This is a genomic window from Gammaproteobacteria bacterium (assembly GCA_034522055.1).
GTDB lineage: Bacteria > Pseudomonadota > Gammaproteobacteria > JAABTG01 > JAABTG01 > JAABTG01.
Map to the genome: position 1 here is coordinate 1,573,636 of JAXHLS010000002.1, position 22,544 is coordinate 1,596,179.

Below are 22,544 nucleotides of genomic sequence, written 5' to 3' on the forward strand. Positions count from 1 at the left end.
CGTTTTATCTGGAGGGAAATGTCCCGCCCCGCCTTGTCATGCCACAGCAGCCAGTACCTGACTCCGGATAAAACGGGACGCGGGATAATGGTCCCAGCAGCCGATGCGGGTGATCGGGTTGTCACGACAGACCTGGTTGTAACCGGCATAGCCGTCGGTCTGCAGCACGCCTTCGAAGCCGTCGAGCAGGCGCAAGGGGACCTCCTCGCCGCGCGAGGTGTCGTAGTGAAACAGCACCACCGGTCGCTCGGGTGGTCCTCCGCGGACCAGCCACATCCATTTATCCGACGTGGCGACCTTGCCATCTTCCTTGAGGACTTGGATGCGGGTCTCGTCGGCCTGCAGGTAATCACCGGACAACTGCTGTTCGCGCAGCAGGTTGATCAGGGGTTTGAAGACATCATCCAGGCGGATGATCCAATTCGCCATCGCCGTGCGGCTGATGGGGCCACCATAGCGCTGCAGGATCTTCTCCAGGCGATACAGCGGCAGGGCATCGGCATACTTGGCCACCAGGATGTAGGCCAGCAGCGAGACGCTGGCGAGGCACTTGCCGAGCGGATGGACGGGACGGGTCGCCGCCTTGACGAGCGATTTGCCCTCATCGTCGTGGTCATCGAACACGGCCTTCTCCTGCCAGTACTCGATGACCCGCGCCTGCGCCGGCACGATGTCCAGTTCTTCCTTAACCTTGGTGAAGAAGGTCTTGCTGGCCCCAACCTTCTCCTCATCGCGCAGCGCCAGCTCGACCCGCACGCGCGGCAGCCTGTCGGAGAACCCTTCGGCTTTCTTGCGTGGCGGCCGCGGCACCGGCGCGTCGGCCTTTTCCAACTCGGCCTCGACCTCGCCGAGGGCGACTTCCAATTCGGCCTCGTCAAAGAAGTCACCCTGGAAGGCGAGCTTCTCGCTGCTGGCACCGAAGCGTTTTTGCTTGGCCAGGCGCAGTTGCTCCTCCAGCAGCCTGAGCAGCTTCTGCTGCTCGGCAATGAGCCGCTCGTGCTTGGCGATCAGGTGGTCTTTCTGCTCAATGACGTCGAGCAGAGCCGGTATCGATACGGGCGTATCGGGAGCGGGTTTCAGCTGCGTTTTCTGCGCGTCCAACATGCGCGAAAGTATAACAGAAACAGCGGCCTATGGGTCAGAAAAGTGACTCGTAATGCAGCTTTTTATGCCCTTTCATCAGCCCGAGATCGTAGCCGTCGAGGAGCCAGTTGATCTGCTGTCCAGTCAATGGCAGCACCGCCTCCTCGGGGCGTGGCCAGCGGAAGCGCTCTTCGGCCAGGCGCTTGTAATAGAGCACGAAGCCGTTGTCTTCCCAGTACAGGCACTTGATCGCATTGCGCCGCCGGTTGGTGAAGGCATACAGGCCGCCATCGAAGGGATTGTGCTCGAGTTCCTGCTCGACGATGGCGGCCAGCCCGCGGGGGCCTTTGCGGAAATCCACCGGATCCCGGTAAAGATAGATGGCCGGCATGTCGTAGGCTGGGCGCAGATAGCGGTTCATGACAGGCGCGCCAGCAGTTGCCCGACCAGCGCCAGGTTGTCAGCGTCTATCCCCTGCAGCTCGGCGCCATTGGGCAGCACCACCCTCAGACCAGCAGTCCCACCCGTGCCACCCAAGGCCACGGGCACGAAGCGCGACGCCGCACCGGCCCCACCCTGTCCCGGCTCACCCTCGAGCTTGCGCCGCCAGTAGCAGAACCGCGAGTACTTCAGCCCCGCACTTTCGCAGTACGCGCGCTGCGACTGCCCCGAGCTGCGCCAGGCTTCGAAGTGCTGCCGCCAATCCTCCTGCCTCAAAGATGTCTGCTGGTCCAACATGTGTGCCTCCTGTGCGTGATGACTTCGCACAGTGTTGGCCAGCGTGGCTCGGGAAAATAGGTGCCGGTTTGAGGGCGCTTACCGTGTACCTGCCGCACGCCCTGGGGCGCAAGTATCCCCAGGCCGGGCACGAGTTGGCGTGGCAGTACCTGTTTCCCGCATCCCAACCGGCGCTGGACCCGCGAACCGGGGTCCGGCGCCGGCACCACTTGCACGAGTCGGCGCTGCAGCGCGCGATCAAATCGGCGGTGCGGTCCAGTGGCATCCTCAAGCCGGCGAGCAGTCACACGCTGCGCCACTCTTTTGCCACCCATCTCCTCGAGGCGGGCTACGATATCCGGACGGTGCAGGAGCTACTCGGCCACAAGGACGTCTCCACCACTCAGATTTATACCCACGTGCTGAACCGCGGTGGCCACGGCGTCCGGAGCCCCCTCGAGGACGAATGACAGGATATGGTATGGGGTAGGCTCATCCATGCATGTTGGCTTCCTGGTCCTCGAGGAACCGTAGTCGCATCCCGCCCCGGAAGCAATGCGCCGCCGCCCTTTGAAGGTGTTTCGGAGGGGGCTGCGGTAGGTACCTGACCCGGGCGGAGCCCTATCCCCACCGCCACCGCCACCCCGCCATCACCAGAACTATGAGGGCCAGGGCCACCACCGGCCACTGCCCCCACCTGACGTAAGGGGTGGCGCCGGCCATGGGTTGGACCTGGCCGCGCAGGACGGCGGTCTGGAACTGGGGGATGCGGGCGCGGATCTCGCCGCGGGGGCCGATGATGGCGGTGATGCCGGTGTTGGTGGCGCGTAGCAGGGGGCGGCCGCTCTCCAGAGCGCGCATGCGGGCCATCTGGAAGTGCTGGGGCGGGCCGATGGAGCGGCCGAACCAGGCGTCGTTGGTGAGGTTCACCAGCAGCTCCGCCCGCGGCAGGTCGCGGCGCGCCAGCTCGCCGAAGGCCCCTTCGTAGCACACGGAGACGGCCACGGCATGGCCCGCCACCCGCGCCGGCGCCTGGTCCTGCGGGCCGGGACGGAAGGTGGGCAGGGGCAGGTTGAGGGCGCGCATGGGGGGCTCCAGCACGTCTCTCCAGGGCACGAACTCCCCGAAGGGCACCAGGTGGCGCTTGTGGTAGAGGCGCTCGCCGGGGGCCAGGGTGACCACCGAGTTGTGGAGCAGGCCGCTGCCGGCGTCCAGGTAGGGGATGCCGAGGATGAGGGCCTGGCCCCTCTCCTTTGCCTGCTCTTCGAGGCCGGCGAGGAACGGGCGCACCTCGTGGTAGAGGGCGGGAATAGCGGTCTCGGGCCAGATGATCAGGTCGGCGTCGCCATGGGCGCGGGTGGCGTTCAGGTAATGGTCCATGGTGGGCCGGCGGCGCTCGGGCAGCCATTTCTGGTCCTGGGGCACGTTGCCCTGGACCAGGGCCACCCGCAGGGTGTCCCCGGTGGGCGTGGTCCACGGGACGCCGTGGGCCAGCCAGCCGGCCAGGGCGATGGCGCCCAGTACCGCCAACGGGGCCGCGGGCCGGCGCGGCCGGGCCACCAGCGCCGCCAGCGCGCCGGCGGCAAGGGCGGTGAGGGCCGTCACCCCGAGCACCCCGGTCACGGGGGCGAGGCCCCGGAAGGGTCCGTCCACCTGGGCGTAGCCCGCCATGAGCCAGGGAAAGCCGGTGAAGAGCCAGCTGCGCAGCCATTCCTGGAGGGTCCAGGCGACGGGGAAGAGCACCAGCAGGCGCACCGCCGCCCCCGCCGGCAGACGGGTCACCAGCCAGCCCGTGAGGGCGGGGTAGAGGGCCATGGCCATGACGAGGAGGCCCGTGAGCACCACCGCCAGGGGCAGGGCGACGTGTTGGAACTGGAAGCTCTCGTGGATCCAGAACACGCCCGTGCCCAGCATGCCGGCGCCGTAGAGCCAGCCGCGCCGGGCGGCACGGCCCGGGGTGGCGGGCAGCCAGGCCAGGAACAGCACGGCCAGGGAGAGGACGGCCGCGGGCCACAGCTCGAAGGGCGAGAAGGCGAGCGGCCCCGCGGCCCCGGCCGCCACCACGCCGGCGTCCCAGGCGAGGGCACGCGCATCCCGCCGGCGGGACGGGGCGGGGCCGGGGATCGCCGCCGTCACGGGCCGCTGTGCCGGCGTGCTACTGGGGGACCTCGCCCACGCGCTCCACCTTCAGCAGGTGGACGCGGCGGCCGTCGGCCTTCAGCACCTCGAAGCGCAGGTTGCCGATGTACACCTCATCGCCGCGCTCGGGCAGGCGCCCGAAGGCCTTCAGCACGTGGCCGCCGATGGTGTCGAACTCGTCGTCGTCGAAATCCGTGCCGAGCATGTCGTTGAAGTCCTCCACCGGGGTCAGGGCCTTCACCGTGAACAGGCTTTCACTGTGGCGGCGTACGAAGGTCTCTTCGTCGTCCACGTCGTGCTCGTCGTCGATGTCGCCGACGATCTGCTCCAGCACGTCCTCGATGGTCACCAGCCCGGAGACGCCGCCGTACTCGTCCACCACGATGGCCATGTGGTTGCGCGAGGCGCGGAACTCCCGCAGCAGCACGTTGAGGCGCTTGCTCTCGGGGATGAACACCGCCGGGCGCAGCACCTCGCGAATGGGGAAACGGCCGTCGCCGTGGGGCTGGAGGTAGGGCAGAATGTCCTTGGCCAGGAGGATCCCCACCACCTCGTCGGGGCTGTCGCCGAGCACCGGGAAGCGCGAATGGGCGGACTCGATGACGGTGTCGATGAGCTGGTCCAGGGGGGCATCCCGCTCCACCATCACCGCCTGGGTGCGGGGCACCATGATGTCCCGCACCCGCATCTCCGAGACCTGCAGGGCCCCCTCGATCATCGCCAGCACGTCGGCATCCAGCAGGCGCCGCTGCTCGGCGTCCCGCAGCAGGCCTATGAGTTCCTGACGGTCCTTCGGCTCCCCCAGCAGGGCCTGGCTGAGGCGTTCCAACCAGCTCGAAGGACCGCCGCTAGTTCGGTCGTCGTTCATGTCTCTCCTTGGGAATATACGCCAGCCCGACCCATTCGGGCTGGCCGTCTGGCTGTTGCCTCTCATGCCTGCTCGTAGGGATCGCCGAATCCCATGTCGAGCAGGATCGCCACCTCCCGCGCCTCCATGTCCCGGGCTTCGTCGTCGCTGAGATGGTCGAAGCCCTGGAGGTGCAGCATGCCGTGGACCACCATGTGGGCCCAGTGGGCTGCCGGGGTCTTGCCCTGGGCGGCGGCCTCGCGGGCCACCACGGGGGCGCAGATCACCACGTCCCCCAACAGGGTGATGTCGGTGCCGGGTATGGTGTCACCGGGAAATGACAGCACGTTGGTGGGCCCCTCACGGTGGCGGTAGGTGCCGTTGAGGGTCGTCATCTCGGCCTCGTCGACCACCCGCACCGTCACCTCCACGGGGCCGGGGCGCTCCCCCAGGGCGTGGCGGGTCCAGGCCTGCAGCTGCTCCGGCGGCGGGCAGTCAGCCGTGGTCGCCAGCTGGATGTCCACCGCCACGGTCGTCCCCCTCGGCCCGTTCATAGTCTTCATAGGCATTCAGTATCCGCCCCACCAGGGGATGGCGCACCACGTCCTTGGACTGGAAGAAGGCGAAACTGATGCCCTCCACGTCCTTCAGGACCTCGATGACCTGGCGCAGCCCCGAGCGCTGCCCCTTGGGCAGGTCGATCTGGGTGACGTCGCCGGTCACCACCGCCGTGGAGCCGAAGCCGATGCGGGTGAGGAACATCTTCATCTGCTCCACGGTGGTGTTCTGGGCCTCGTCGAGGATGACGAAGGACTCGTTCAGGGTGCGCCCGCGCATGAATGCCAGGGGCGCCACCTCGATGACGTTACTGTCGATGAGCTTGGCCACCTTGTCGAAGCCCAGCATCTCGTAGAGGGCGTCGTAGAGGGGGCGCAGATAGGGGTCGATCTTCTGGGCCATGTCGCCGGGCAGGAAGCCGAGGCGCTCCCCCGCCTCCACCGCCGGGCGCACCAGCACCAGGCGCCGCACCCGGTCCGTCTCCAGGGCCTCCACGGCGCAGGCCACCGCCAGGTAGGTCTTGCCGGTGCCGGCGGGGCCGACGCCGAAGGTGATGTCGTGGCGCTGGATGTTCCTGAGATAGCGGCTCTGGTTGCGGCCGCGGCCGCGGATGACGGCGCGCCGGATGCGGATGGCCACCTCGTCGCGGGGGTCGTCATCCAGGGCCTCGACGCCGGCCTCCTGGAGGAACAGATGGACCCGCGCCGGGGTCAGGCGCTCCTCCCCCGTGGCCTGGTAGAGCTTCTCCAGCACGCCGCCGGCGGCATGGGCCGGCTGGGCATCGCCCAGCACCCGGAAGGCGTTGCCGCGGTTGACGATCTCCACCCCCAGGCGGCGCTCCACCTGGCGCAGGTGCTCGTCGAACTGGCCACACAGGTTGGCCAGGCGCTGGTTGTCGTGGGGCTCCATCACCACGTCCACGGCATCGGGACGGTCGGACAGGGTGGCGGTGTCGTCGCTCAAGGGGCCACCCGTTCAGGCCGCGGCGCTGTCCACGCGGCGCCCGCGCAGGGAGTTGGGCAGGGCCTCGGTGATGAGCACGTCCACGAAGCGCCCGCGCTGGCGCAAGTCGCCGGCGAAGTTGACCACCCGGTTGTTGGGGGTGCGGCCGGCGAGCATCAGGGGGTCCTTGCGGGACGGGCCCTCCACCAGCACCGGCTGCACCGTGCCCACCATGGCCGCGCTGTAGCCCTGGGTGAACTCGCCGATACGCCGCTGCAACCGCGCCAGCCGTGCCTTCTTCTCCGCCATGGGCACGTCGTCCGCCAGGGCGGCGGCGGGGGTGCCGGGGCGGGCGCTGTAGACGAAGCTGAAGGAGTGGTCGAAGCGCACCTCCTCGATGAGGTCCATGGTGGCCTCGAAGTCCGCCGCCGTCTCGCCGGGGAAGCCGACGATGAAGTCCGAGGACAGGCTGAGATCGGGGCGGGCGGCGCGCAGGCGGCGGATGGTGTCCAGGTACTGGGCCACGGTGTGGCCGCGCTTCATCTCCCGCAGGATGCGGTCGCTGCCGCTCTGCACCGGCAGATGCAGGTGGCTCACCAGCTCGGGCACCTCGGCGTAGGCCGCGATGAGGGCGTCGTTCATCTCCACCGGGTGGGAGGTGGTGTAGCGGATGCGGTCGATGCCGTCCACGGCCGCCACGTAGGTCACCAGCAGCCCCAGGTCTGCGACGTCGCCGTCGTGGGTGGGGCCGCGGTAGGCGTTGACGTTCTGGCCCAGCAGGGTCACCTCCCGCACGCCGCGGGCCGCAAGGGCGGCCACCTCGGCGATGACGTCGTCGAAGGGCCGGCTCACCTCCTCGCCGCGGGTGTAGGGCACCACGCAGAAGGTGCAGTACTTGCTGCAGCCTTCCATGATGGACACGAAGGCGGTGGGGCCCGCCACCCGGGGCTCGGGCAGGCGGTCGAATTTCTCGATCTCGGGGAAGCTGATGTCCACCTGGTGGTGATGGGTGGAGGCCAGGCGGTCCAGCATCTCGGGCAGGCGGTGGAGGGTCTGGGGGCCGTAGACCAGGTCCACGTAGGGGGCCCGCTCCTGGATGGCCGCGCCCTCCTGGCTGGCCACGCAGCCGCCCACGCCGATGACCACCCCGGGGCGGGCCTCCTTGAGGGGCCGCCACATGCCGAGCTGGGAGAACACCTTGTCCTGGGCCTTCTCCCGCACCGAGCAGGTGTTGAGCAGCAGCACGTCGGCGGCGGCGGGGTCGTCCGTCAGCTCCAGGTCCCGGCGGCTCTCCAGCAGCTCGGCGGTGCGCGCCGAGTCGTACTCGTTCATCTGGCAGCCGAAGGTCTTGATGAAGAGCTTGCGCTTCACGGTCGGGGCCTGGACGGGGCGTTCGGGGACAGGGCGCGCGGCAGGGACGGCCGCGGGGTCGTCCGGGGTCTGGTCGGCGCTAGGACGCAAGGGGCGTAACGGGCATGGTTCGGTGCCGGCATCTCGGTAAAGGGACCAATAACATAAAAATCGCGAAGCACGTTCTCCCCCTCTCCCTCTGGGAGAGGGATGGGGTGAGGGAACGAACATGGCGAAACGCGCTCCTCATTGTCTTCTCCAGGACACCGTATATCGCCATGTTCGTTAACTTACAACAGCCCCGCCGCCCGTGCCACCGGCAACGGGCAGGGGTTTCTCCGGCTATCCCGAAGACCCCTGGTCCCCGCCCGCCCGCTCCCATGGCTACCCGGCGGCTACTCGGGATTGAGGGCAGGCAGTTCCTGGCGACCCTCTTCCCGAACGGCGGCCGGCCGGCGGCGGCGGGCGCTGCGCTCCAGGCAACCCCGCAGCACCATCTCCCACTCCTCGCGCCATTGGGGCAGATCCACCTCCCGGCCACCGTAATAATCATCGTCGAGCTGGCGCGTGAGGTGGCGGATGAGTTCCCCGTCCTCGGCGGCGGCACCGGCAGCCAGGGCCTCACCGGTGTCGTGGAGGGTGGTGCGCTCCGGCAACCCCAGGCGGATGGCGGCGAAACTGCTTACCATGCGGCGCAGGGCCGGGACGTCGGAGGCCACCCGGGCCTGGCGCTGCCACCAGGCCTGGAGCAGGGGCAGAGGCAGGCTGTGGTCCAGCAGGTCCACCACGCCGTGGTGCAGGCACCGCGCCCTGCCCTCCACGTAGCTCAGTCCGCTGAGGCAGCGGGCACTGCAGTGCCCCCGCAGGCGCTGGATGCGCAACTGGCCGCCGCCGCTATCCCCCAGCAGCCAGAACAGCCCCAGGCCGCCCGCCACGGCGACGGCCACCATGAGGAAGAAGCTCGCCATCCCGGGACCGGCATCGGCCGTCACCGGCCCGGCGCCCGCCGGTTCACCGGCCACGCGCCGCAGGGCCGGTCGCACCTCGAGTTCCCGGGCCGGCACCCGTTCCGTCACCGCCTCCCGGCGGTTGAGGTCCCACCAGTGAAGGACCAGCTCGGGCACCTCCAGGCGGCCCTCGCGGGTGGGGATGAGGGTGAAGGTCTCCACCCGGCGCCCCCAGATATGGCCCGGCTGACGGATGCGCGTATCCACCCGGGGCCGCTCGGGATAGACCTTGAAGCCGGGCACCGCGAGTTGGGTGGCGACGCTGGGCAACTGCTCGCCGAGGGCGCCGCGGGCGCGCGTCTCCACCTCCAGCAGGAGGGGCTCGCCCACCCGCGGTGACGAGGCCTGCAGCTCGGTGCGCAACTCCAGCCACTGCAGGGGGCGCCACGCCTGTTCCACGGCTCGGGCTTCGCGCACCTCCAGCTTGAGGGGCTGGGTATGAAAGGTCTCCTCCCCCGGCGGGGTACCGCCGGCGCCGCCGCCATAGGCCACGGTGACGCGGGCCGGCCCTATGTTCAGCCCCCCCGCCTGCAGGGGAGTGAGGACATAACGGAGGTCGCTGGTGACGTAGCGGGTATCGCCCAGGGTGACGGTGGCGTTGCGGTTGGACTCCTCCACCCGCTCCAGGGTGGCGTCCGTCACCACGGGCGGCACCACCTGGTAGGTGCGCAGGTCCACGCTGCTGAAGATGCGTATGGTGTAGAGCAGCGGTTCCTTGACGTAGGGGGACGGGTTGCTGAGCCAGGCCTCGGCGTAGATGCGCCCCGGCGCCGCCGCGGCGTGTCCCCAGCAGACCAGCAGCACCAGCAGCGCCGCCGGCAGGCGGACCCGGCGGACCATGGCGTGCGCGCCTACCATGGCCGCGGCTCCACCATGCGCCCGCCGATGGCCCGGGAGGCCCGCTGCTCTTCCAGCATGAAGCGGTTGCGCAGGAGCTGGCGTGGATCGCCCTCCACCCGCTCCAGCCACTCCTCCACCAGCCAGCCGGGCACCTCGCCCCCCATGCCCGGCACGCCACCGAAACCGGGCGCCTGCTCGGAAAAAGGCTCCAGGCCGGCCTGACGCATCTGATCCAGACGATCCATCTCCTGCACCGCCTCGCTGGCCTCGTCCGCCTCCAGGGCGCGGGGGTCGGGGGCGGCCGACGGCCCGCCCGCCGTGCCCTCTGCCGGCGGCCGGTCGCCAGCCTCGTCCTGCCGGGGCTCTTCGCCTTCGCCCCCCGCCTCGTCGGTCTCAGCGGCTTCCTCGCTACCCTCGGGGGGCTGCCGCTCTTCCGGGGGCGCGGGCTCGTCGCCGGTGGCGCCCGGCTCCTCTGTCATGGTGTCGTCTGCGCCATCCGTCGCCGCCTCGGGGTCGGGCTCGCTGCCGGCGTCGTCCGCTTGCTCGGGTTGCCCGTCGTCATCCGCGCCCTCCTCTTCGGCCCCCGTCTCGTCGCCGCCGTCCGTCTCGGTAGCGGCATCCTCGTCGCCGGGGCCCGTCTCCTCCCGGGGCTCCCCGCCACCCGCCGGGTCCTGCCGCGCCGCCGCGGCCTCGTCCGGGGACGACTCACCCTCCGGGTCCTCTTCCCGGGTCTCTTCGCCGTCCGTCCCGCCGGTGGCCTCTTCTGCGGCGGTGCCGCTTTCGGCCTCGGTGCCCTCGTCGGCGCCGGCGGCGGACTCACCCTCGGCCTCACCCTCACCGGCGTCCGCCGCGCTACCCTCGGTGCCGGCATCGCCCTCCCCCTGGCCTTCCTGGTCGGCGCTGCCGTCGCCGCCGGACTCACCCTCTTCGCCGTCCTCGCCGCCGCCCTCCTGCTCCTCGGCCTCCTCGCTCTGCTGGCCGCCCTGCTGATCATCCTGCTCCTGGTCGCCGGATTCGCCTTGCTCGGACTCCTGTTCCTGCTCGCCGGATTCCCCCTGCTCCGACTCCTGTTCCTGCTCGCCGGATTCCCCTTGCTCAGACTCCTGTTCCTGCTCGCCGGATTCCCCCTGCTCGGACTCCTGTTCCTGCTCGCCGGATTCCCCCTGCTCGGACTCCTGTTCCTGCTCGCCGGAGTCGCCTTGCTCCGATTCCTGCTCCTGCTCGCCGGATTCTTCCTGCTCCGACTCTGCCTGCTCCGACTCTACCTGCTCCGATTGCTGTTCCTCTTCGCCCGACTCTTCCTGCTCCGATGCTTCCTGCTCTGATTCTTCCGGCCCGGACTCCTGCTCCTCGGACTCTTCCTGCGGGGTCTCCTCGTCGGGCGGGGCCTCGTCTTCCTGCCGGGGCTCCTCCGGCGACTCCTCCTCGACCTCGGGCTCCAGGGCGGCGAGGCGGGCACGCGCCAGCATCAGGTTGTGGCGGGCATCCTGGTAACCCTCGTCCGTCTCCAGCACGGCCTCGTAGGCCGCCACCGCCTGCTCGTACGCGCCGAGGCGGAAGCGGGTGTTGCCCAGATTGTAATGGGCATCCAGGGCCACCTCGTCGCGATCCACCTGCTCGAAGGCCTGGGCCGCCTCCTCCAGACGCCCGGCCCGGTAGAGGGCGACGCCCTTGCGGAAGGGGTCGTCGAAGGCCTGGGCCGCGACCTCGAAACGCCCCTCCCGGAAGTCCTCGCGGGCCTCGTCCTCGGGCCCCGAGAACCAGCCCGCGGCGACCTGCGGGGCCGCCGGCAGGAGGACGCACAGCGCCAGGGCCGGCAACAACCTGGCCTGGATCACCGGGGGCCTCATGCCGGCTCCGGCGCCATGCGGCGCAGGCGCATGAGCAACAGCACCATGAGCAGGGCCAGGGGCAGGTAGTAGCGCTCCGACCACACCCGTCGCACGTCCCCGCGGTTCGTATCCACCTGGCCGCTGGTGACGGCGGCCACCAGGCGTTCGGTGTCCTCCTCCAGGTAATCGGCCCGCCGGTAGATGCCGCCGCCGGCCGCGGCCAGGCCCTTGAGGGCGGTCTCGTCGAGGCGCGAGACGATGGGCTTCATGACGGGCCCGCGGTCACGGCGGCGTTCCATGGGCAGCTCGCCGCCCTCGGGGGTGCCGACGCCGAGGACGTGCACGGTGATACCGGCCTCGCGCATCAGGGCCACCTGGTTCTCCAGGCCGGGCTCGGGCAGGTCACCGTCGGTCACCACCAGCATGGCCCGGCTGCCGGCGTCGCTACGCGCGTCCAGCAGCCGCCGCGCCTTGTCGAGGGCGGAGGAAACGCGGCTGCCGGACCAGCGCATGAGGTCCGGCGACAGGGAGGGCAGCACGGCGCGCACCATCTCGTTGTCGGCGGTGATGGGCACCACCACGTGGGACACCGAGGCGAAGGCCACCAGGCCGGTGCTGACCTCCGGCGCCGCCCGCAGCAGATCATCCACTTCCTGGCGGGCGCGGGCCATGCGCGAGGGCCGCACGTCGGCGATGTCCATGGAGCGGGAGAGGTCGAGCACCACCACCAGGCTGTCGCTGCTGCCCGCCAGGTAGACGTTCTCGTAGCCCCAGCGCGGGCCCGCCATGGCGATGACGCCGATGACCCACAGCAGCGCCCACAGCCACACCTGGCGGCGGATGGCGCCGGGGGTGCGGTAGCCCTGCACCACGTAGGGCAGCAGGTGGGGATCGGCATAGCGCTTGTGGCGTGCCGTGGCGCAATGGGCACACTCGCGCCGCGACAGCCACCACATCAGGGGCACGGCCGCGAGGCCCCACAGCCACAGGGGCTGGGCGAAGTGGAAGGTCTCCATCATGTCGCGAACAGGGCCCCTCCGCGGCGCACCGACAGGACCCCGAGCCCGAGCAGGGCCGCCAGGGCCACCCCCAGGGGCCAGCGATACAGGGGCTCGGGCAGCCAGGTGACGTGGGTGTGGGTCTCGGTCTTCTCCAGCCGATCGATGTTGGCGTAGATGTCTTCCAGGGCCTGGGTGTTGGTGGCCAGGTAATGGGCACCGCCGGTGGCGGTGGCCATACGCTCCAGGGCCGCCTCGTCGATCTGCATGTCCTCGTAGCTGATGGTGCCGTCGGCGCGGGGAAAGGGCACCTTGCCCTTGCTGCCCACGCCCACGGCGTAGATGCGGATGCCGTAGTGGGCCGCCAGCCGGGTGGCGTCCACCGGCGACAGGCTGCCGGCGGTGTTCTCGCCGTCGGTGAGGAGGATGATCACCCGCGAGCCGGGGGGGCGCTCCCGCAGCTTCTTCACCGCCAGGCCCACGGCATCGCCGATGGCGGTGCCGTCCCCCACCATACGCGGCTGAACGTTGTCGAGCATGCGCCCCACGGCACCGCCGTCGGGGGTCAGGGGAGTGAGGAGGTGGGCGCTGTCGCCGAACACCACCAGGCCGATGCGGTCACCGGCGCGCTGAGACACGAAGCGCCCCACCACTCCCTTCACCACCGCCATGCGGTTCACCGGACGGCCGTCGACGCTGAAATCCAGGGCCTCCATGGAGCGCGAGGCGTCCACCGCCAGCATGAGATCATAGCCGGGGCTCACCACCTCCTCGTGGCGGGTCAGCCACTGGGGCCCCATGAGGGCCGCCACCAGGGCGGCCCACAGCAGGGCCGCCAGCAGGCGCTCCAGCAGGGACAGGTCGAAGCGGCCCGCCCGGCGCACCGCGAAGGCCTGGCGCAGGTGGGCCACGCCGGGATTGAGCAGCCGCGGGGTGGGCACCGCCTGCCCGCCGGGAGCGCCTTCGCGGGCGGGCCACAGGCGCCGCAGCAGCCACGGCAAAGGCAACAGCAGCACCAGCCACGGCCAGTTGAAGTCGAGCATCAGGCGCGTCCCTCCGTCGCGTTGTCGGGCTCGCGGCGCACCCAGTGGCGGGCCGCCGCCACCAGCTCCGCCAGGGCACGGCCGTCCTCGGGGTCCGGTGGCGCATAAGGCGATGACACCAGCACCGCACCGCGGCTGCGCCAGGGGAAACCGCGGGGATCATGGCGTTCCAGCCACGCCAGCCATTCATCTCCCCACAGTCCGGCGGCCTGGTGGCGTCCGTAGCGCACCATGGCCACGCGGCGCAGCAGCTGGACCAGCTCGCCGGCGGCATCGTGGCGGGTGAGATTCGGCAGGCGCCGCTCCAGGCGCCGCAGCCGGGCCAGGGCATCCCGGCGCCATTGCTCCCGTTGATGGCTGCGGCGCCGGCGCAGCAGCAGCACCAGCGCGACGACGGCCACCACCCCGGCCGCCACCAGCCACCAGCCCGGTCCCGGCGGCCACCAGGGGGCGGGGTCCAGGCCGTGGATATCCCGCAGGCCATCGTTTATCGACGCAGGGTTTATCGACAAGGGGTTCACCGGCTGAGTGCTCATCGCCGCCTCTGGGGGCGGCGGGCGTACTTGAGGCCATCCGCCAGGGCGGCCTCTACATCGCCGTCGGTGGCGACGGGCAGGAGGCCGATGCCGAGGCGCTTGCACACCTCCCGGAGGGCCAGGCGGCGCGCCTCCCATGCCGCCTGATAACGCTGGCGGCCGCCCTCGTCGGCGGTGTCCACCTCCACCTCGCGGCCGTCGGCGTCCAGGAACACCACCCGCCCCATGTCCGGCAGCTCGCGGTCCGCCGGATCATCCACGGCCACCAGCACCACCTCGTGGCGCTGGGACAGACGACCGAGGGCGGGCCGCAGGGCGTTGGCGTCGAGGTCCAGGTGGGCGATGACGAACATCAGGCCGCCCGTGGGCGCCACCCGATCGGCCCGCAGCAAGGCCTCCATGAGATCCTCCTGGGGCCGGCCGTGGCCGCCATGGCGGGGGCGTGCCAGCCCCTGGAGCATGCGCCAGAAGGCACTGCGGGAACGGTTGGCACAAAAAAATTCGAGGCGGCGCGCGGGGTCGCCGAACAGCAGAGCCCCCACACGGTCCTTGTTGGCGGCGGCGGCCCAGCCCAGCAGGGCGGCCGCCCGCGCCGCCTGTACCGCCTTGAAGGTGCCGCGGGTACCGAAGCGCATGTGGGCGCCCACGTCCACACACAACATCACCGGGCGTTCCCGCTCCTCGCGGAACACCTTGAGATGGGGGGTACCCTTACGGGCGGTGACCCGCCAGTCGATATAGCGGAACTCGTCGCCCTCGCGGTACTCGCGGTTCTCCTCGAAGTCCATGCCGCGGCCCCGGAACACGGAGCCGTACAGCCCCGCCAGGCTCGAGGTGACGCGGTGGCGCACCCCCAGGCCGATGGCGTGGGCGCGGTGTCGCAGCTCGAGGAGTTCGTCTATCTGGGGGATCAACGGCCCACCATACTCACGATCGGAGCTTCGGCGACAGCCGCGGATGCCGGAGGAAACGCCACAGGGTACCCACGACCGCTCAGGGTATGGCCACCACTTTCAGCAGCCGGGCGATGAAGTCGTCCGGCGTGATGCCCTCCGCCTCGGCCTCGAAGCTGAGCAGCACACGGTGGCGCAGCACCTCCGGCGCCACCTTCTGGATGTGCTGGGGCCCCACGTAGGCCTCGCCGGCCATCCACGCCACCGCCCGCGCGGTCCGTGCCAGGGCGATGCTGGCGCGCGGCGATGCACCGTAGCGGCACCAGCGCGCCAGTTCGGGGTCGTAATCCGCGGGCCGCCGGGTGGCGCTCACCAAGTCGACGATATAATGGCGCAGCTTGTCGTCCAGGTAGAGGCCCGCCACCGCCTCGCGGGCCCGGGAGATGATGTCCTGGGAGATGTGATGGCGGTCCGCCTGCTCCGGATGGCGGCGCCGATCGTTGTCCAGCTCGAGGATGCGAAACTCCTCTTCCTTGTTGGGATAGTCCACCCACACGTGCATGAGGAAGCGGTCGAGTTGGGCCTCGGGCAGGTTATAGGTGCCCTCCTGCTCGATGGGGTTCTGGGTGGCCAGCACCATGAACAGATCCGGCAGGGGATAGGTCTTCTGGCCCACCGTCACCTGGCGCTCCCCCATGGCCTCGAGGAGCGCCGACTGCACCTTGGCGGGCGCGCGGTTCACCTCGTCGGTGAGGAGAATGTTGTGGAACAGGGGGCCGGGGCGGAACTCGAAGGTGCCTTCGGACTGGCGGTAGATGTCGGTACCGATGAGATCCGAGGGCAGCAGATCGGGGGTGAACTGGATACGGTGGAACTCTCCCTCCACCCCCTCGGCCAGGGCCTTCACGGCGGTGGTCTTGGCCAGCCCCGGCAGCCCCTCCACCAGCATGTGGCCGTCACACAACAGGCACACCAGCATGCTCTCCAGCAGGCCCTGCTGGCCGATGACGCGGGAGGCCAGATGGCGGCGCAGGGGCTCCAGCACCTGGGGATTCAGGGAGGCCGGGGCGCCCGGCGAGTACAGTGGGCTATTCATGGCGTTTCCGGGTTCAGGGTCGAGCATGTCTAGGGTCGTTTTCTGTTGCCCACGGGTCGTCCATGGGGCCGGCGTAGGGGCTGACGGGCTGGTCGCGGGGGGACGGCTCGTCCGCGACGGGCGCCGCCGGGGCAGGCCGGTGCGGGCGCGCAGCAGGCCGGGACGGGCTCACGGCGGGTGGCTGCCAGCCCGGACGACTGGCGGGCAGGGACCGGCCCGCCTGGGGCGCCTGGGTGCCGCCCTGGGGCATGGCCGGCCATGGCGCCATGCCGCTGCCGACGCCACGCCCAGGCCCAGGCCCAGGCCCCGCCATGGACCCAACCATGGGAGATAGTGGGGCGCTACCGCCCCGGCGCTGGGCGGCGGGCGGCGCTGGACGCGCCATGCCGGCGCCGGGGGGAGAGGAGCTGTAGCTATAGCTATAGCTGTAGCCGGAGGCATAGGGGGGACGACCCCAGGCCGCCGGCGGCGGCCGCCACGGCAGGTTGGCCGGCGGCGTGGGCCAACCCCCGGCGCGGGGTGCCCGGGGGACCATCGATGCGGCGCCCGCGGCAGGGGCGGAAGCCCCACCCGGCGCCGGACAGGGCTTGCCCGAGGCCCCCATGGAGGCGCCGTAGACCCCGGGTGCCGCCAGCAACAGGGCGGTCAACACATACGGAATCGTTCGTGTCCGTGACGACATGGATGGAACTCCTCGGATGGGTGGCGGGACTCGGCCCTGGTGCGCGCCGGTGATGGCCGGTGCCCTAGAGTCCCTATCATCGCAAAAGACCTAAAACCCCACCTTACGGTAGATTATCCTTTGACCACAAGCGCCGTCCCTCGCGATGCCGGCCAGGTGCCCGGCGCAGGTCAATAAAAACGCTCTGTTATCAATCGTATTCCCGATCCTTCCAGCGCCGCACCGCGCCGAACACCTCGGCCGCACCGCTCAGATCGTGACCGGCATAGCGCTCCGCCGCGGCGATGACCGCGGGATCATCCCAGCGCAGGAAGGGGTTGGTGCGCAGCTCCAGCTCCAGGGTGGAGGGGACCGTGGGGCGCCCCTCGCGGCGGGTCGCGGCATCCGCCTGCTCGCGGGCCAGCAGATGGGCGTTGTCAGGCTCCACCCACTTGGCGAAGCCGATGTTCACCAGGGTGTATTCGTGGGCACAGTAGACCCGGGTCTCCGGCGGCAGGGCGCGGATGCGGCCCAGGGAGGCGGCCATCTGTTCCGGGGTACCCTCGAACAGGCGCCCGCAGCCGCAGGCGAACAGAGTGTCGCCACAGAACAGCACGCCGTCCCCGTAGTAGGCGATGTGGCCGGCGGTATGGCCGGGCACGTCCAGCACCTCGAACTCCGTGTCCAGCCCGGCGGGCACCAGGCGGTCGCCGTGGCCGAGGCGTTGGGTCAGGGTGGGGATGGCCTCGCCGGCGGGTCCGTAGACCGGGATGCCGGGGAAGCGGCGGATGAGCGCGGGGATCCCCCCCACGTGGTCGGCGTGATGGTGGGTCACGAGGATGGAGCGCAGCTCGAGGCCCTCCCGCGCCAGCCTTTCCAGCACCGGTTGCGCATCGCCGGGGTCCACCACCACGGCCCCATCGCCGCCACCGCGCACCAGCCAGATGTAGTTGTCGGAAAATGCGGGAATAGGCGAGATATCAGGCATAGGGGACTCCCCTCGATAGGGTTCAGGCCATGATAACCGACCCGCCGGTGCTGAATCCGCCCCCCGGAATGGGATAATCTATCGTCCTCGTCCACCAGCGATACTCCCAGCCATGGCCATCACCCCGAAGACCCTGCTCCTGCTCGCCGGCTTCCTGCCCCTGACGGTGCCGGCCACCGAACTGGTGTACATGACCGGCCGCCAGCTCCTCGACTATTGCGGATCCACCGATGCCGCCACCCTGGACCGGGGACTGTGCGAGGGTTATCTCACCGGCCTCGCCGACGGCGCCACCACTCTGCGCACTTGGCAGCGGGCGGCACCGGGCTTCTGCGTGCCCGCCGATGCCTCGCCCTTCAAGCTGCGCCGGGTGTTCGTGGAATGGGCCCAGGAGTACGAATCGGAGCTGAACAACGCCGCAGCCGGCCTTGCCCTCAACGCCTTTCGCCAGCACTTCCCCTGCCGCTGACCGCACCGCCATACCGCCCGCCGGGCCACCGCCCGGACCAACCACCCGAGGCGCTGCCATGACCCCCACCTCCACCCCCACCAAGGCCGAACTCCTCGCCGAGGTGGCGGGGCTCGCCTCGCCGCCCCACACCTGCACCCGGGTGATGGCCCTGATCCACGACGAGCGCGCCGACGTGTCCGCCATCGGCGACGTCATCGCCCAGGACACCAGCCTCGCCACCCGCCTGCTGCGGTTGGTGAACAGCTCCTTCTACAACTTTCCCCGCCAGATCGACACCCTGTCCCGGGCCATCGCCATCGTGGGGCTGAACGATCTCCACACACTGGTGGTGGCGGTGTCGGCGGTGGACGCCTTCAGCCGCCTCGGCAACCGGCAGATCGACATGGAGTCCTTCTGGCGCCACAGCCTCTACACCGCCATGCTGTCGCGGGAGTTGGGGCGGCGCGGCCACTATCCCCTGCCCGAACGGCTGTTCGTCACCGGCCTGCTTCACGACGTGGGACTGTTGATGATCTGCAACCAGTTGGGGGACATGGAGCAGGGCCTCATCCGTGACGCCAACGGTGACGAGGACACCCTGCAGGCCCTGGAGCGGGACACCTTCGGCTTCGACCACGGCGAGCTGGGCGGGGAGATCCTCGGCGCCTGGCAACTGCCCGCCACCATCACCGGCGGCGTGCGCTACCACCATCGGCCCGACGTGGCAGGCGCCCACCAGGGCGAGGCCTCCTACATCTGGGTGGCCGATCTGCTGGCCCACCAGATCCAGGGCGCCGGGCTGTTCCGGGGCATCACGGTAGAGCTGCCCGGCTTCCAGGAGGAACTGCTGGCGACGGTGGGCATGACCCGGGGCGGCATCGACCTGGACGGCCTCATCGACAAGGTGAACGACGAGTTCGCCGAGGTCCACAGCCACATCCATCCCCGCTGACGGGCAGGAGAAGATGGCCCGGTGCCACCTTCCCCTGGATGCCGGATCAAGCCCGGCATGACGGTCGAGACAGGGACACGGCGTCCCCGGTTCACCCGCAGGTTCCGGCAACGGCCGTGGCCTCAGGCCTGCCTGGCCTCCTCGACCTCCGGGGCCGTTGCCGGCGCCTCCTCCTGGGCAGGGCGCCAGCGCAGGTCCAACTGGCGAGCCGCCCGGACATCGTCCAGGCGCCGCACCGGGGTGGTGTAGGGGGCGCCGCGCACGTAGTCGGGCCGGGTCCCGGCCTCCTTGCGGATGGCGGCCATGGCGGCCACGAACTCGTCCAACACCTCCCGGCTCTCGGTCTCCGTGGGCTCGATGAGCAGGCATTCGGGCACCAGCAGCGGAAAATAGGTGGTGGGGGCGTGGTGGCCGTAATCCAGCAGGCGCTTGGCGAAATCCATGGCGGTGACGCCGAAAGCCTTGGCCTCGCGGCGCAGGGTGACGATGAACTCATGGGTGGGCCGGCGGTCGGGATAGGCCAGCTCGAAGCCCTCCTCGCGCAGCCGGGTGGCCAGGTAGGCGGCGTTGAGGGTGGCGAACTCCGCCACCCGCTCCATGCCCTCGCGCCCCAGCAACAGGGCGTAGATGTAGGCACGCATGAGGATGCCGGCGTTGCCCATGAACGCCGACAGGCGGCCGATGGACTGGGGGCGATCGCGCTCCGTGAGCCAGCGGTACACGCCGTCCTCCTCGGTGACCATAGGCACCGGCAGGAAGGGCCGCAGGCGCTCCCCCACCCCCACCGGGCCGGCCCCCGGGCCGCCGCCGCCGTGGGGGGTGGAGAAGGTCTTGTGGAGATTCATGTGCACCACGTCGAAGCCCATGTCGCCGGGGCGGGTGCGGCCGAGGATGGCGTTGAGGTTGGCGCCGTCGTAGTAGAGCAGGCCGCCGGCCTCGTGGACGATGCGGGCGATGGCCGCGATGTGGCGCTCGAACACCCCGAGGGTGGAGGGGTTGGTGAGCATGATGCCCGCGGTATGGGGCCCCACCGCCGCCTTGAGCTTGTCGATGTCCACGTCCCCCACGGCGTCGGTGGGGATCTCCTTCACCTTGAAGCCGCACATCACCGCGGTGGCGGGATTGGTGCCGTGGGCGGCGTCGGGCACCAGCACCTCGGTGCGCTCATGGTCGCCGCGGGCCACGTGGTAGGCCCGGATCATGGCCATGCCCGTGAACTCCCCCTGGGCCCCCGCCATGGGGGTGAGGGAGACCTCCTGCATGCCGGTGACGCTTTTCAATATCTCCTGGAGGTCGAACATGGAACGCAGGAAGCCCTGGCTGTGACTGTCAGGGGCCAGGGGGTGGCGGTCGACGATACCCGGCAGGCCGGCCAGAGTGTTGCAGGCCCGCGGGTTGTATTTCATGGTGCAGGAGCCGAGCGGATAGAAGTGGGTGTCGATGGAGAAGTTCTTCTGGGACAGGCGGGTGTAGTGGCGCACCGCCTCCAGCTCCGATACCCGGGGCAGCTCCGGCTCCGCGCCGCGCAGCAGCTCCGGGGGCAGGTCGCTCACGGTGCCCGCTGCGTCGGAACCCCCGGCGTCGAAACGATGGGCGCCACTGCGCCGGCCGGCGCGGGAATGTTCGAAAATCACCATACTGGAATCGTCCTCGAATCTGGAAATAAATGGCCCGGGCGCCCCTGCGCCCGGGGGGCGGCTACAGGGCCGCCATGGCCTGGTCGTAATCGGGCTCCTGGGCGATCTCGGGCACCAGTTCGCTATGCACCACCCTGTCGTCCCCGTCCAGCACCAGCACGGCACGGGCGGTGATACCGGCCAGGGGGCCGTCGACGATGAACACGCCGTAGTCCTTCGCAAATTCCTTGCCCCGCATGAGGGACAGGGTCTCCACGCCATCCACTCCCTCGGCGGTACAGAAGCGTCCGTTGGCGAAGGGCAGGTCGGCGGAGACGATCAACACCACCACGTCGTCGCGATTCGCCACCAGCTCGTTGAAGCGCTTGGTGGAGGTGGCGCAGACCGGGGTGTCGAGGCTGGGCACGATGGACAGGAGCTTCTTCTTGCCGGCGTAATCCTTGAGACTCACGTCCTCCAGCTTGTTGTTCACCAGGGTGAAATCGGGGGCCCTGTCGCCCACCGCCGGCAGTTCGCCATTGGTGTTGATGGGGGTGCCTTCGAGTGTGACGGTCGCCATATCCCTTACTCCTAAGTTACACGTTCGGTTGCACCGGGTGCCCCGGGGCGCCCGGCCTGGCCAGGATCCGCTCCAGGTGAGCGGCGTAATCATCGATGTCCTCGGTCACCCGCTTCTCGGTGGCGCACACCAGCAGCCCGTTGCCGAGTTCCGGGTAGTAGTCCTCCAGGGGCACGCCGGCGAGAATGTTGTGCTCCGCCATGGCCCGCAATAACCCGCCCGCATCCACCGGGGCCCGCAGGGCCACCTCGTGGAAGAAGGGGCCGTCGAACAGGGGCTCCATCCCCAGGGCGGTGACGCGCTTCGCCAGAGCCACGGTGTTGCGATGGCTGGCGGCGGCGGCCTCCTTCAGGCCATCGGGTCCGAGGATGGCCATGTGGATGGTGGCGGCGGTGACCATGAGGCCCTGGTTGGTGCAGATGTTCGAGGTGGCCTTGGAGCGCCGGATATGCTGCTCGCGGGCCTGCAGGGTCAGGGTGAAGCCGGTGTTGCCGTCCATATCCACGGTGCGGCCGACGATGCGGCCCGGCATCTGGCGCACGTGCTCCTGTTTGCAGCACATGAAACCGAAATAGGGACCGCCCGAGGCCATGGGGATCCCCAGGGGCTGGCCCTCGCCGCAGGCGATGTCCGCCCCTTGGCCGCGGCTGCCCCAGCGGCCCGGCGGCTTGAGCAGGGCCAGGGCCAGGGGGTTCACCACGGCGATGGTGAGCATGCCCTTGGCGCCGGCCCAGTCGGTGAGGGCGTCCACCTCCTCCAGCACGCCGAAGAAGTTGGGCTGCGGTACCACCAGGGCGGCGTAGTCGTCCTCGAAGGCCGCCAGGGCCGCGGGATCGGTGCGGCCGCTGACGGCATCGTAGGGCACCTCCACCAGTTCGATGCCCTGGTTATGCACGATGGCCGCTACCACGCGTCGGTACACCGGATGCACCGAGGCGGGCACCAGGACCTTGCGGCTGCCCTTGCGCCCCCCCAGACGCACCGCCGTGAGCACCGCCTCGGCCAGCGCCGAGGCACCGTCGTAGAGGGAGGCGTTGGAGGCATCCATGGCCGTCAGGGAGGTCATCATGGACTGGAACTCGTAGATGACCTGGAGGGTGCCCTGGCTGGCCTCCGCCTGGTAGGGGGTATACGCGGAGTAGAATTCGCCGCGAGTCGCCACCTCCCAGACCGCCGCCGGGATGTGATGGTCATAGGCACCGGCGCCGAGGAAACACAGGGTGCCGGAGTCCTCGGCGGCCCGCTTCTTCAACAGCCGTGCCACCTCCGCCTCGCTGCGACCGGGGGGCACACCGTCGAGGCCCCGACAACGCAGGTTGGCGGGGATCTCCTCGAACAGGGCATCGATGGAATCGGCGCCGATACGCTGGAGCATCTCCTGCACATCGGTCTCGGTATGGGGTATGAACGGCACG

Annotated in this window: 22 protein-coding genes; 3 read left to right on the forward strand and 19 right to left on the reverse strand. The window is 69.9% G+C overall.

Translation table 11 applies throughout. The features are described from left to right. Nucleotides 1–36: 36 nt before the first annotated feature. From U5S82_07690 to U5S82_07700, 3 genes are read right to left on the reverse strand one after another with little or no spacing between them, the layout of a single operon-like run. Nucleotides 37–1,104, reverse strand: coding sequence for an IS66 family transposase (locus U5S82_07690; GenBank protein ID MDZ7751528.1), 1,068 nt, complete (start codon nucleotides 1,102–1,104; stop codon nucleotides 37–39). Nucleotides 1,105–1,138: 34 nt separating this feature from the next. After that, nucleotides 1,139–1,504 carry an IS66 family insertion sequence element accessory protein TnpB gene (gene tnpB / locus U5S82_07695; GenBank protein ID MDZ7751529.1) on the reverse strand — a complete coding sequence of 122 codons (366 nt, stop codon included), beginning with the start codon at nucleotides 1,502–1,504 and terminating at the stop codon, nucleotides 1,139–1,141. Beyond that, nucleotides 1,501–1,821: an IS66 family insertion sequence element accessory protein TnpB gene (locus tag U5S82_07700; GenBank protein ID MDZ7751530.1), complete on the reverse strand. Its 321-nt coding sequence runs from the start codon at nucleotides 1,819–1,821 to the stop codon at nucleotides 1,501–1,503. The genes tnpB and U5S82_07700 overlap by 4 nt, the downstream gene beginning before the upstream one ends. A gap of 83 nt (nucleotides 1,822–1,904) precedes the next feature. On the opposite strand from U5S82_07700, the gene U5S82_07705 reads away from it, so the two are divergent. After that, nucleotides 1,905–2,270: a tyrosine-type recombinase/integrase gene (locus tag U5S82_07705; protein MDZ7751531.1), complete on the forward strand. Its 366-nt coding sequence runs from the start codon at nucleotides 1,905–1,907 to the stop codon at nucleotides 2,268–2,270. 151 nt (nucleotides 2,271–2,421) lie between these two features. Here U5S82_07705 and lnt read toward each other — a convergent pair whose 3' ends face one another. The 13 genes from lnt to gloB form a co-directional block, all read right to left on the reverse strand. Continuing rightward, the gene (lnt, locus tag U5S82_07710; GenBank protein MDZ7751532.1) at nucleotides 2,422–3,936 is read right to left on the reverse strand and encodes an apolipoprotein N-acyltransferase; all 1,515 of its coding nucleotides are present in this window, start codon (nucleotides 3,934–3,936) and stop codon (nucleotides 2,422–2,424) included. A gap of 19 nt (nucleotides 3,937–3,955) precedes the next feature. Next, a complete protein-coding gene (locus U5S82_07715) occupies nucleotides 3,956–4,807 on the reverse strand; it encodes a transporter associated domain-containing protein (GenBank protein MDZ7751533.1) in 852 nt (283 codons plus the stop codon). Nucleotides 4,808–4,869: 62 nt separating this feature from the next. After that, a complete protein-coding gene (ybeY, locus tag U5S82_07720) occupies nucleotides 4,870–5,340 on the reverse strand; it encodes an rRNA maturation RNase YbeY (GenBank protein ID MDZ7751534.1) in 471 nt (156 codons plus the stop codon). After that, nucleotides 5,282–6,253, reverse strand: coding sequence for a PhoH family protein (locus U5S82_07725; GenBank protein ID MDZ7751535.1), 972 nt, complete (start codon nucleotides 6,251–6,253; stop codon nucleotides 5,282–5,284). Before U5S82_07725 ends, ybeY begins: the two co-directional genes overlap by 59 nt. Nucleotides 6,254–6,319: 66 nt before the next feature. Continuing rightward, nucleotides 6,320–7,657, reverse strand: a complete 1,338-nt coding sequence (gene miaB, locus U5S82_07730) for a tRNA (N6-isopentenyl adenosine(37)-C2)-methylthiotransferase MiaB (protein ID MDZ7751536.1) — start codon at nucleotides 7,655–7,657, stop codon at nucleotides 6,320–6,322. A 374-nt stretch (nucleotides 7,658–8,031) separates the two neighbouring features. Further along, a complete protein-coding gene (locus U5S82_07735) occupies nucleotides 8,032–9,501 on the reverse strand; it encodes a hypothetical protein (protein ID MDZ7751537.1) in 1,470 nt (489 codons plus the stop codon). Beyond that, nucleotides 9,495–11,333 (reverse strand): tetratricopeptide repeat protein, encoded by a 1,839-nt coding sequence (locus U5S82_07740; GenBank protein MDZ7751538.1) that lies wholly within the window; start codon nucleotides 11,331–11,333, stop codon nucleotides 9,495–9,497. Before U5S82_07740 ends, U5S82_07735 begins: the two co-directional genes overlap by 7 nt. Then, nucleotides 11,330–12,334 (reverse strand): VWA domain-containing protein, encoded by a 1,005-nt coding sequence (locus tag U5S82_07745; GenBank protein ID MDZ7751539.1) that lies wholly within the window; start codon nucleotides 12,332–12,334, stop codon nucleotides 11,330–11,332. The genes U5S82_07740 and U5S82_07745 overlap by 4 nt, the downstream gene beginning before the upstream one ends. Further along, a complete protein-coding gene (locus tag U5S82_07750) occupies nucleotides 12,331–13,356 on the reverse strand; it encodes a VWA domain-containing protein (protein MDZ7751540.1) in 1,026 nt (341 codons plus the stop codon). Before U5S82_07750 ends, U5S82_07745 begins: the two co-directional genes overlap by 4 nt. Continuing rightward, on the reverse strand, nucleotides 13,356–13,868 hold the full coding sequence (locus U5S82_07755; protein ID MDZ7751541.1) for a DUF4381 domain-containing protein: 513 nt from the start codon (nucleotides 13,866–13,868) through the stop codon (nucleotides 13,356–13,358). The genes U5S82_07750 and U5S82_07755 overlap by 1 nt, the downstream gene beginning before the upstream one ends. 20 nt (nucleotides 13,869–13,888) lie before the next feature. Further along, nucleotides 13,889–14,806 (reverse strand): DUF58 domain-containing protein, encoded by a 918-nt coding sequence (locus tag U5S82_07760; protein ID MDZ7751542.1) that lies wholly within the window; start codon nucleotides 14,804–14,806, stop codon nucleotides 13,889–13,891. A gap of 79 nt (nucleotides 14,807–14,885) precedes the next feature. Beyond that, nucleotides 14,886–15,842 (reverse strand): AAA family ATPase, encoded by a 957-nt coding sequence (locus U5S82_07765; GenBank protein MDZ7751543.1) that lies wholly within the window; start codon nucleotides 15,840–15,842, stop codon nucleotides 14,886–14,888. 911 nt (nucleotides 15,843–16,753) lie between these two features. After that, complete coding sequence (gene gloB, locus U5S82_07770; GenBank protein MDZ7751544.1) at nucleotides 16,754–17,530, reverse strand: hydroxyacylglutathione hydrolase; 777 nt, start codon at nucleotides 17,528–17,530, stop codon at nucleotides 16,754–16,756. 112 nt (nucleotides 17,531–17,642) lie between these two features. Between gloB and U5S82_07775 the strand changes: the two genes are divergently transcribed. Both U5S82_07775 and U5S82_07780 read left to right on the forward strand, forming a co-directional pair. Continuing rightward, nucleotides 17,643–17,999: a Rap1a/Tai family immunity protein gene (locus U5S82_07775; GenBank protein MDZ7751545.1), complete on the forward strand. Its 357-nt coding sequence runs from the start codon at nucleotides 17,643–17,645 to the stop codon at nucleotides 17,997–17,999. Between the two features lie 58 nt (nucleotides 18,000–18,057). Then, entirely contained in the window at nucleotides 18,058–18,933 is an 876-nt protein-coding gene (locus U5S82_07780) for an HDOD domain-containing protein (protein ID MDZ7751546.1), read from the forward strand. 122 nt (nucleotides 18,934–19,055) lie between these two features. Here the strand turns inward: U5S82_07780 and gcvPB are convergent, their stop codons facing one another. The 3 genes from gcvPB to gcvPA all read right to left on the reverse strand — a co-directional run bounded on the left by gcvPB (nucleotide 19,056) and on the right by gcvPA (nucleotide 22,543). Next, entirely contained in the window at nucleotides 19,056–20,570 is a 1,515-nt protein-coding gene (gene gcvPB / locus U5S82_07785) for an aminomethyl-transferring glycine dehydrogenase subunit GcvPB (protein ID MDZ7751547.1), read from the reverse strand. Between the two features lie 61 nt (nucleotides 20,571–20,631). After that, complete coding sequence (gene tpx, locus U5S82_07790; protein MDZ7751548.1) at nucleotides 20,632–21,129, reverse strand: thiol peroxidase; 498 nt, start codon at nucleotides 21,127–21,129, stop codon at nucleotides 20,632–20,634. A gap of 16 nt (nucleotides 21,130–21,145) precedes the next feature. Next, a complete protein-coding gene (gcvPA, locus tag U5S82_07795) occupies nucleotides 21,146–22,543 on the reverse strand; it encodes an aminomethyl-transferring glycine dehydrogenase subunit GcvPA (protein MDZ7751549.1) in 1,398 nt (465 codons plus the stop codon). Nucleotide 22,544: the final 1 nt, after the last annotated feature.

What these genes read in the sequence shown, in the direction of transcription:
- U5S82_07690 (MDZ7751528.1), bottom strand. Translation starts at nt 1,104, where the DNA reads ATGTTGGACGCGCAGAAAACGCAGCTGAAACCCGCTCCCGATACGCCC.
- tnpB (MDZ7751529.1), bottom strand. Translation starts at nt 1,504, where the DNA reads ATGAACCGCTATCTGCGCCCAGCCTACGACATGCCGGCCATCTATCTT.
- U5S82_07700 (MDZ7751530.1), bottom strand. Translation starts at nt 1,821, where the DNA reads ATGTTGGACCAGCAGACATCTTTGAGGCAGGAGGATTGGCGGCAGCAC.
- U5S82_07715 (MDZ7751533.1), bottom strand. Translation starts at nt 4,807, where the DNA reads ATGAACGACGACCGAACTAGCGGCGGTCCTTCGAGCTGGTTGGAACGC.
- ybeY (MDZ7751534.1), bottom strand. Translation starts at nt 5,340, where the DNA reads ATGAACGGGCCGAGGGGGACGACCGTGGCGGTGGACATCCAGCTGGCG.
- U5S82_07725 (MDZ7751535.1), bottom strand. Translation starts at nt 6,253, where the DNA reads ATGGAGCCCCACGACAACCAGCGCCTGGCCAACCTGTGTGGCCAGTTC.
- U5S82_07735 (MDZ7751537.1), bottom strand. Translation starts at nt 9,501, where the DNA reads ATGGTAGGCGCGCACGCCATGGTCCGCCGGGTCCGCCTGCCGGCGGCG.
- U5S82_07740 (MDZ7751538.1), bottom strand. Translation starts at nt 11,333, where the DNA reads ATGAGGCCCCCGGTGATCCAGGCCAGGTTGTTGCCGGCCCTGGCGCTG.
- U5S82_07745 (MDZ7751539.1), bottom strand. Translation starts at nt 12,334, where the DNA reads ATGATGGAGACCTTCCACTTCGCCCAGCCCCTGTGGCTGTGGGGCCTC.
- U5S82_07750 (MDZ7751540.1), bottom strand. Translation starts at nt 13,356, where the DNA reads ATGCTCGACTTCAACTGGCCGTGGCTGGTGCTGCTGTTGCCTTTGCCG.
- gloB (MDZ7751544.1), bottom strand. Translation starts at nt 17,530, where the DNA reads ATGCCTGATATCTCGCCTATTCCCGCATTTTCCGACAACTACATCTGG.
- U5S82_07775 (MDZ7751545.1), top strand. Translation starts at nt 17,643, where the DNA reads ATGGCCATCACCCCGAAGACCCTGCTCCTGCTCGCCGGCTTCCTGCCC.
- U5S82_07780 (MDZ7751546.1), top strand. Translation starts at nt 18,058, where the DNA reads ATGACCCCCACCTCCACCCCCACCAAGGCCGAACTCCTCGCCGAGGTG.
- gcvPB (MDZ7751547.1), bottom strand. Translation starts at nt 20,570, where the DNA reads ATGGTGATTTTCGAACATTCCCGCGCCGGCCGGCGCAGTGGCGCCCAT.
- tpx (MDZ7751548.1), bottom strand. Translation starts at nt 21,129, where the DNA reads ATGGCGACCGTCACACTCGAAGGCACCCCCATCAACACCAATGGCGAA.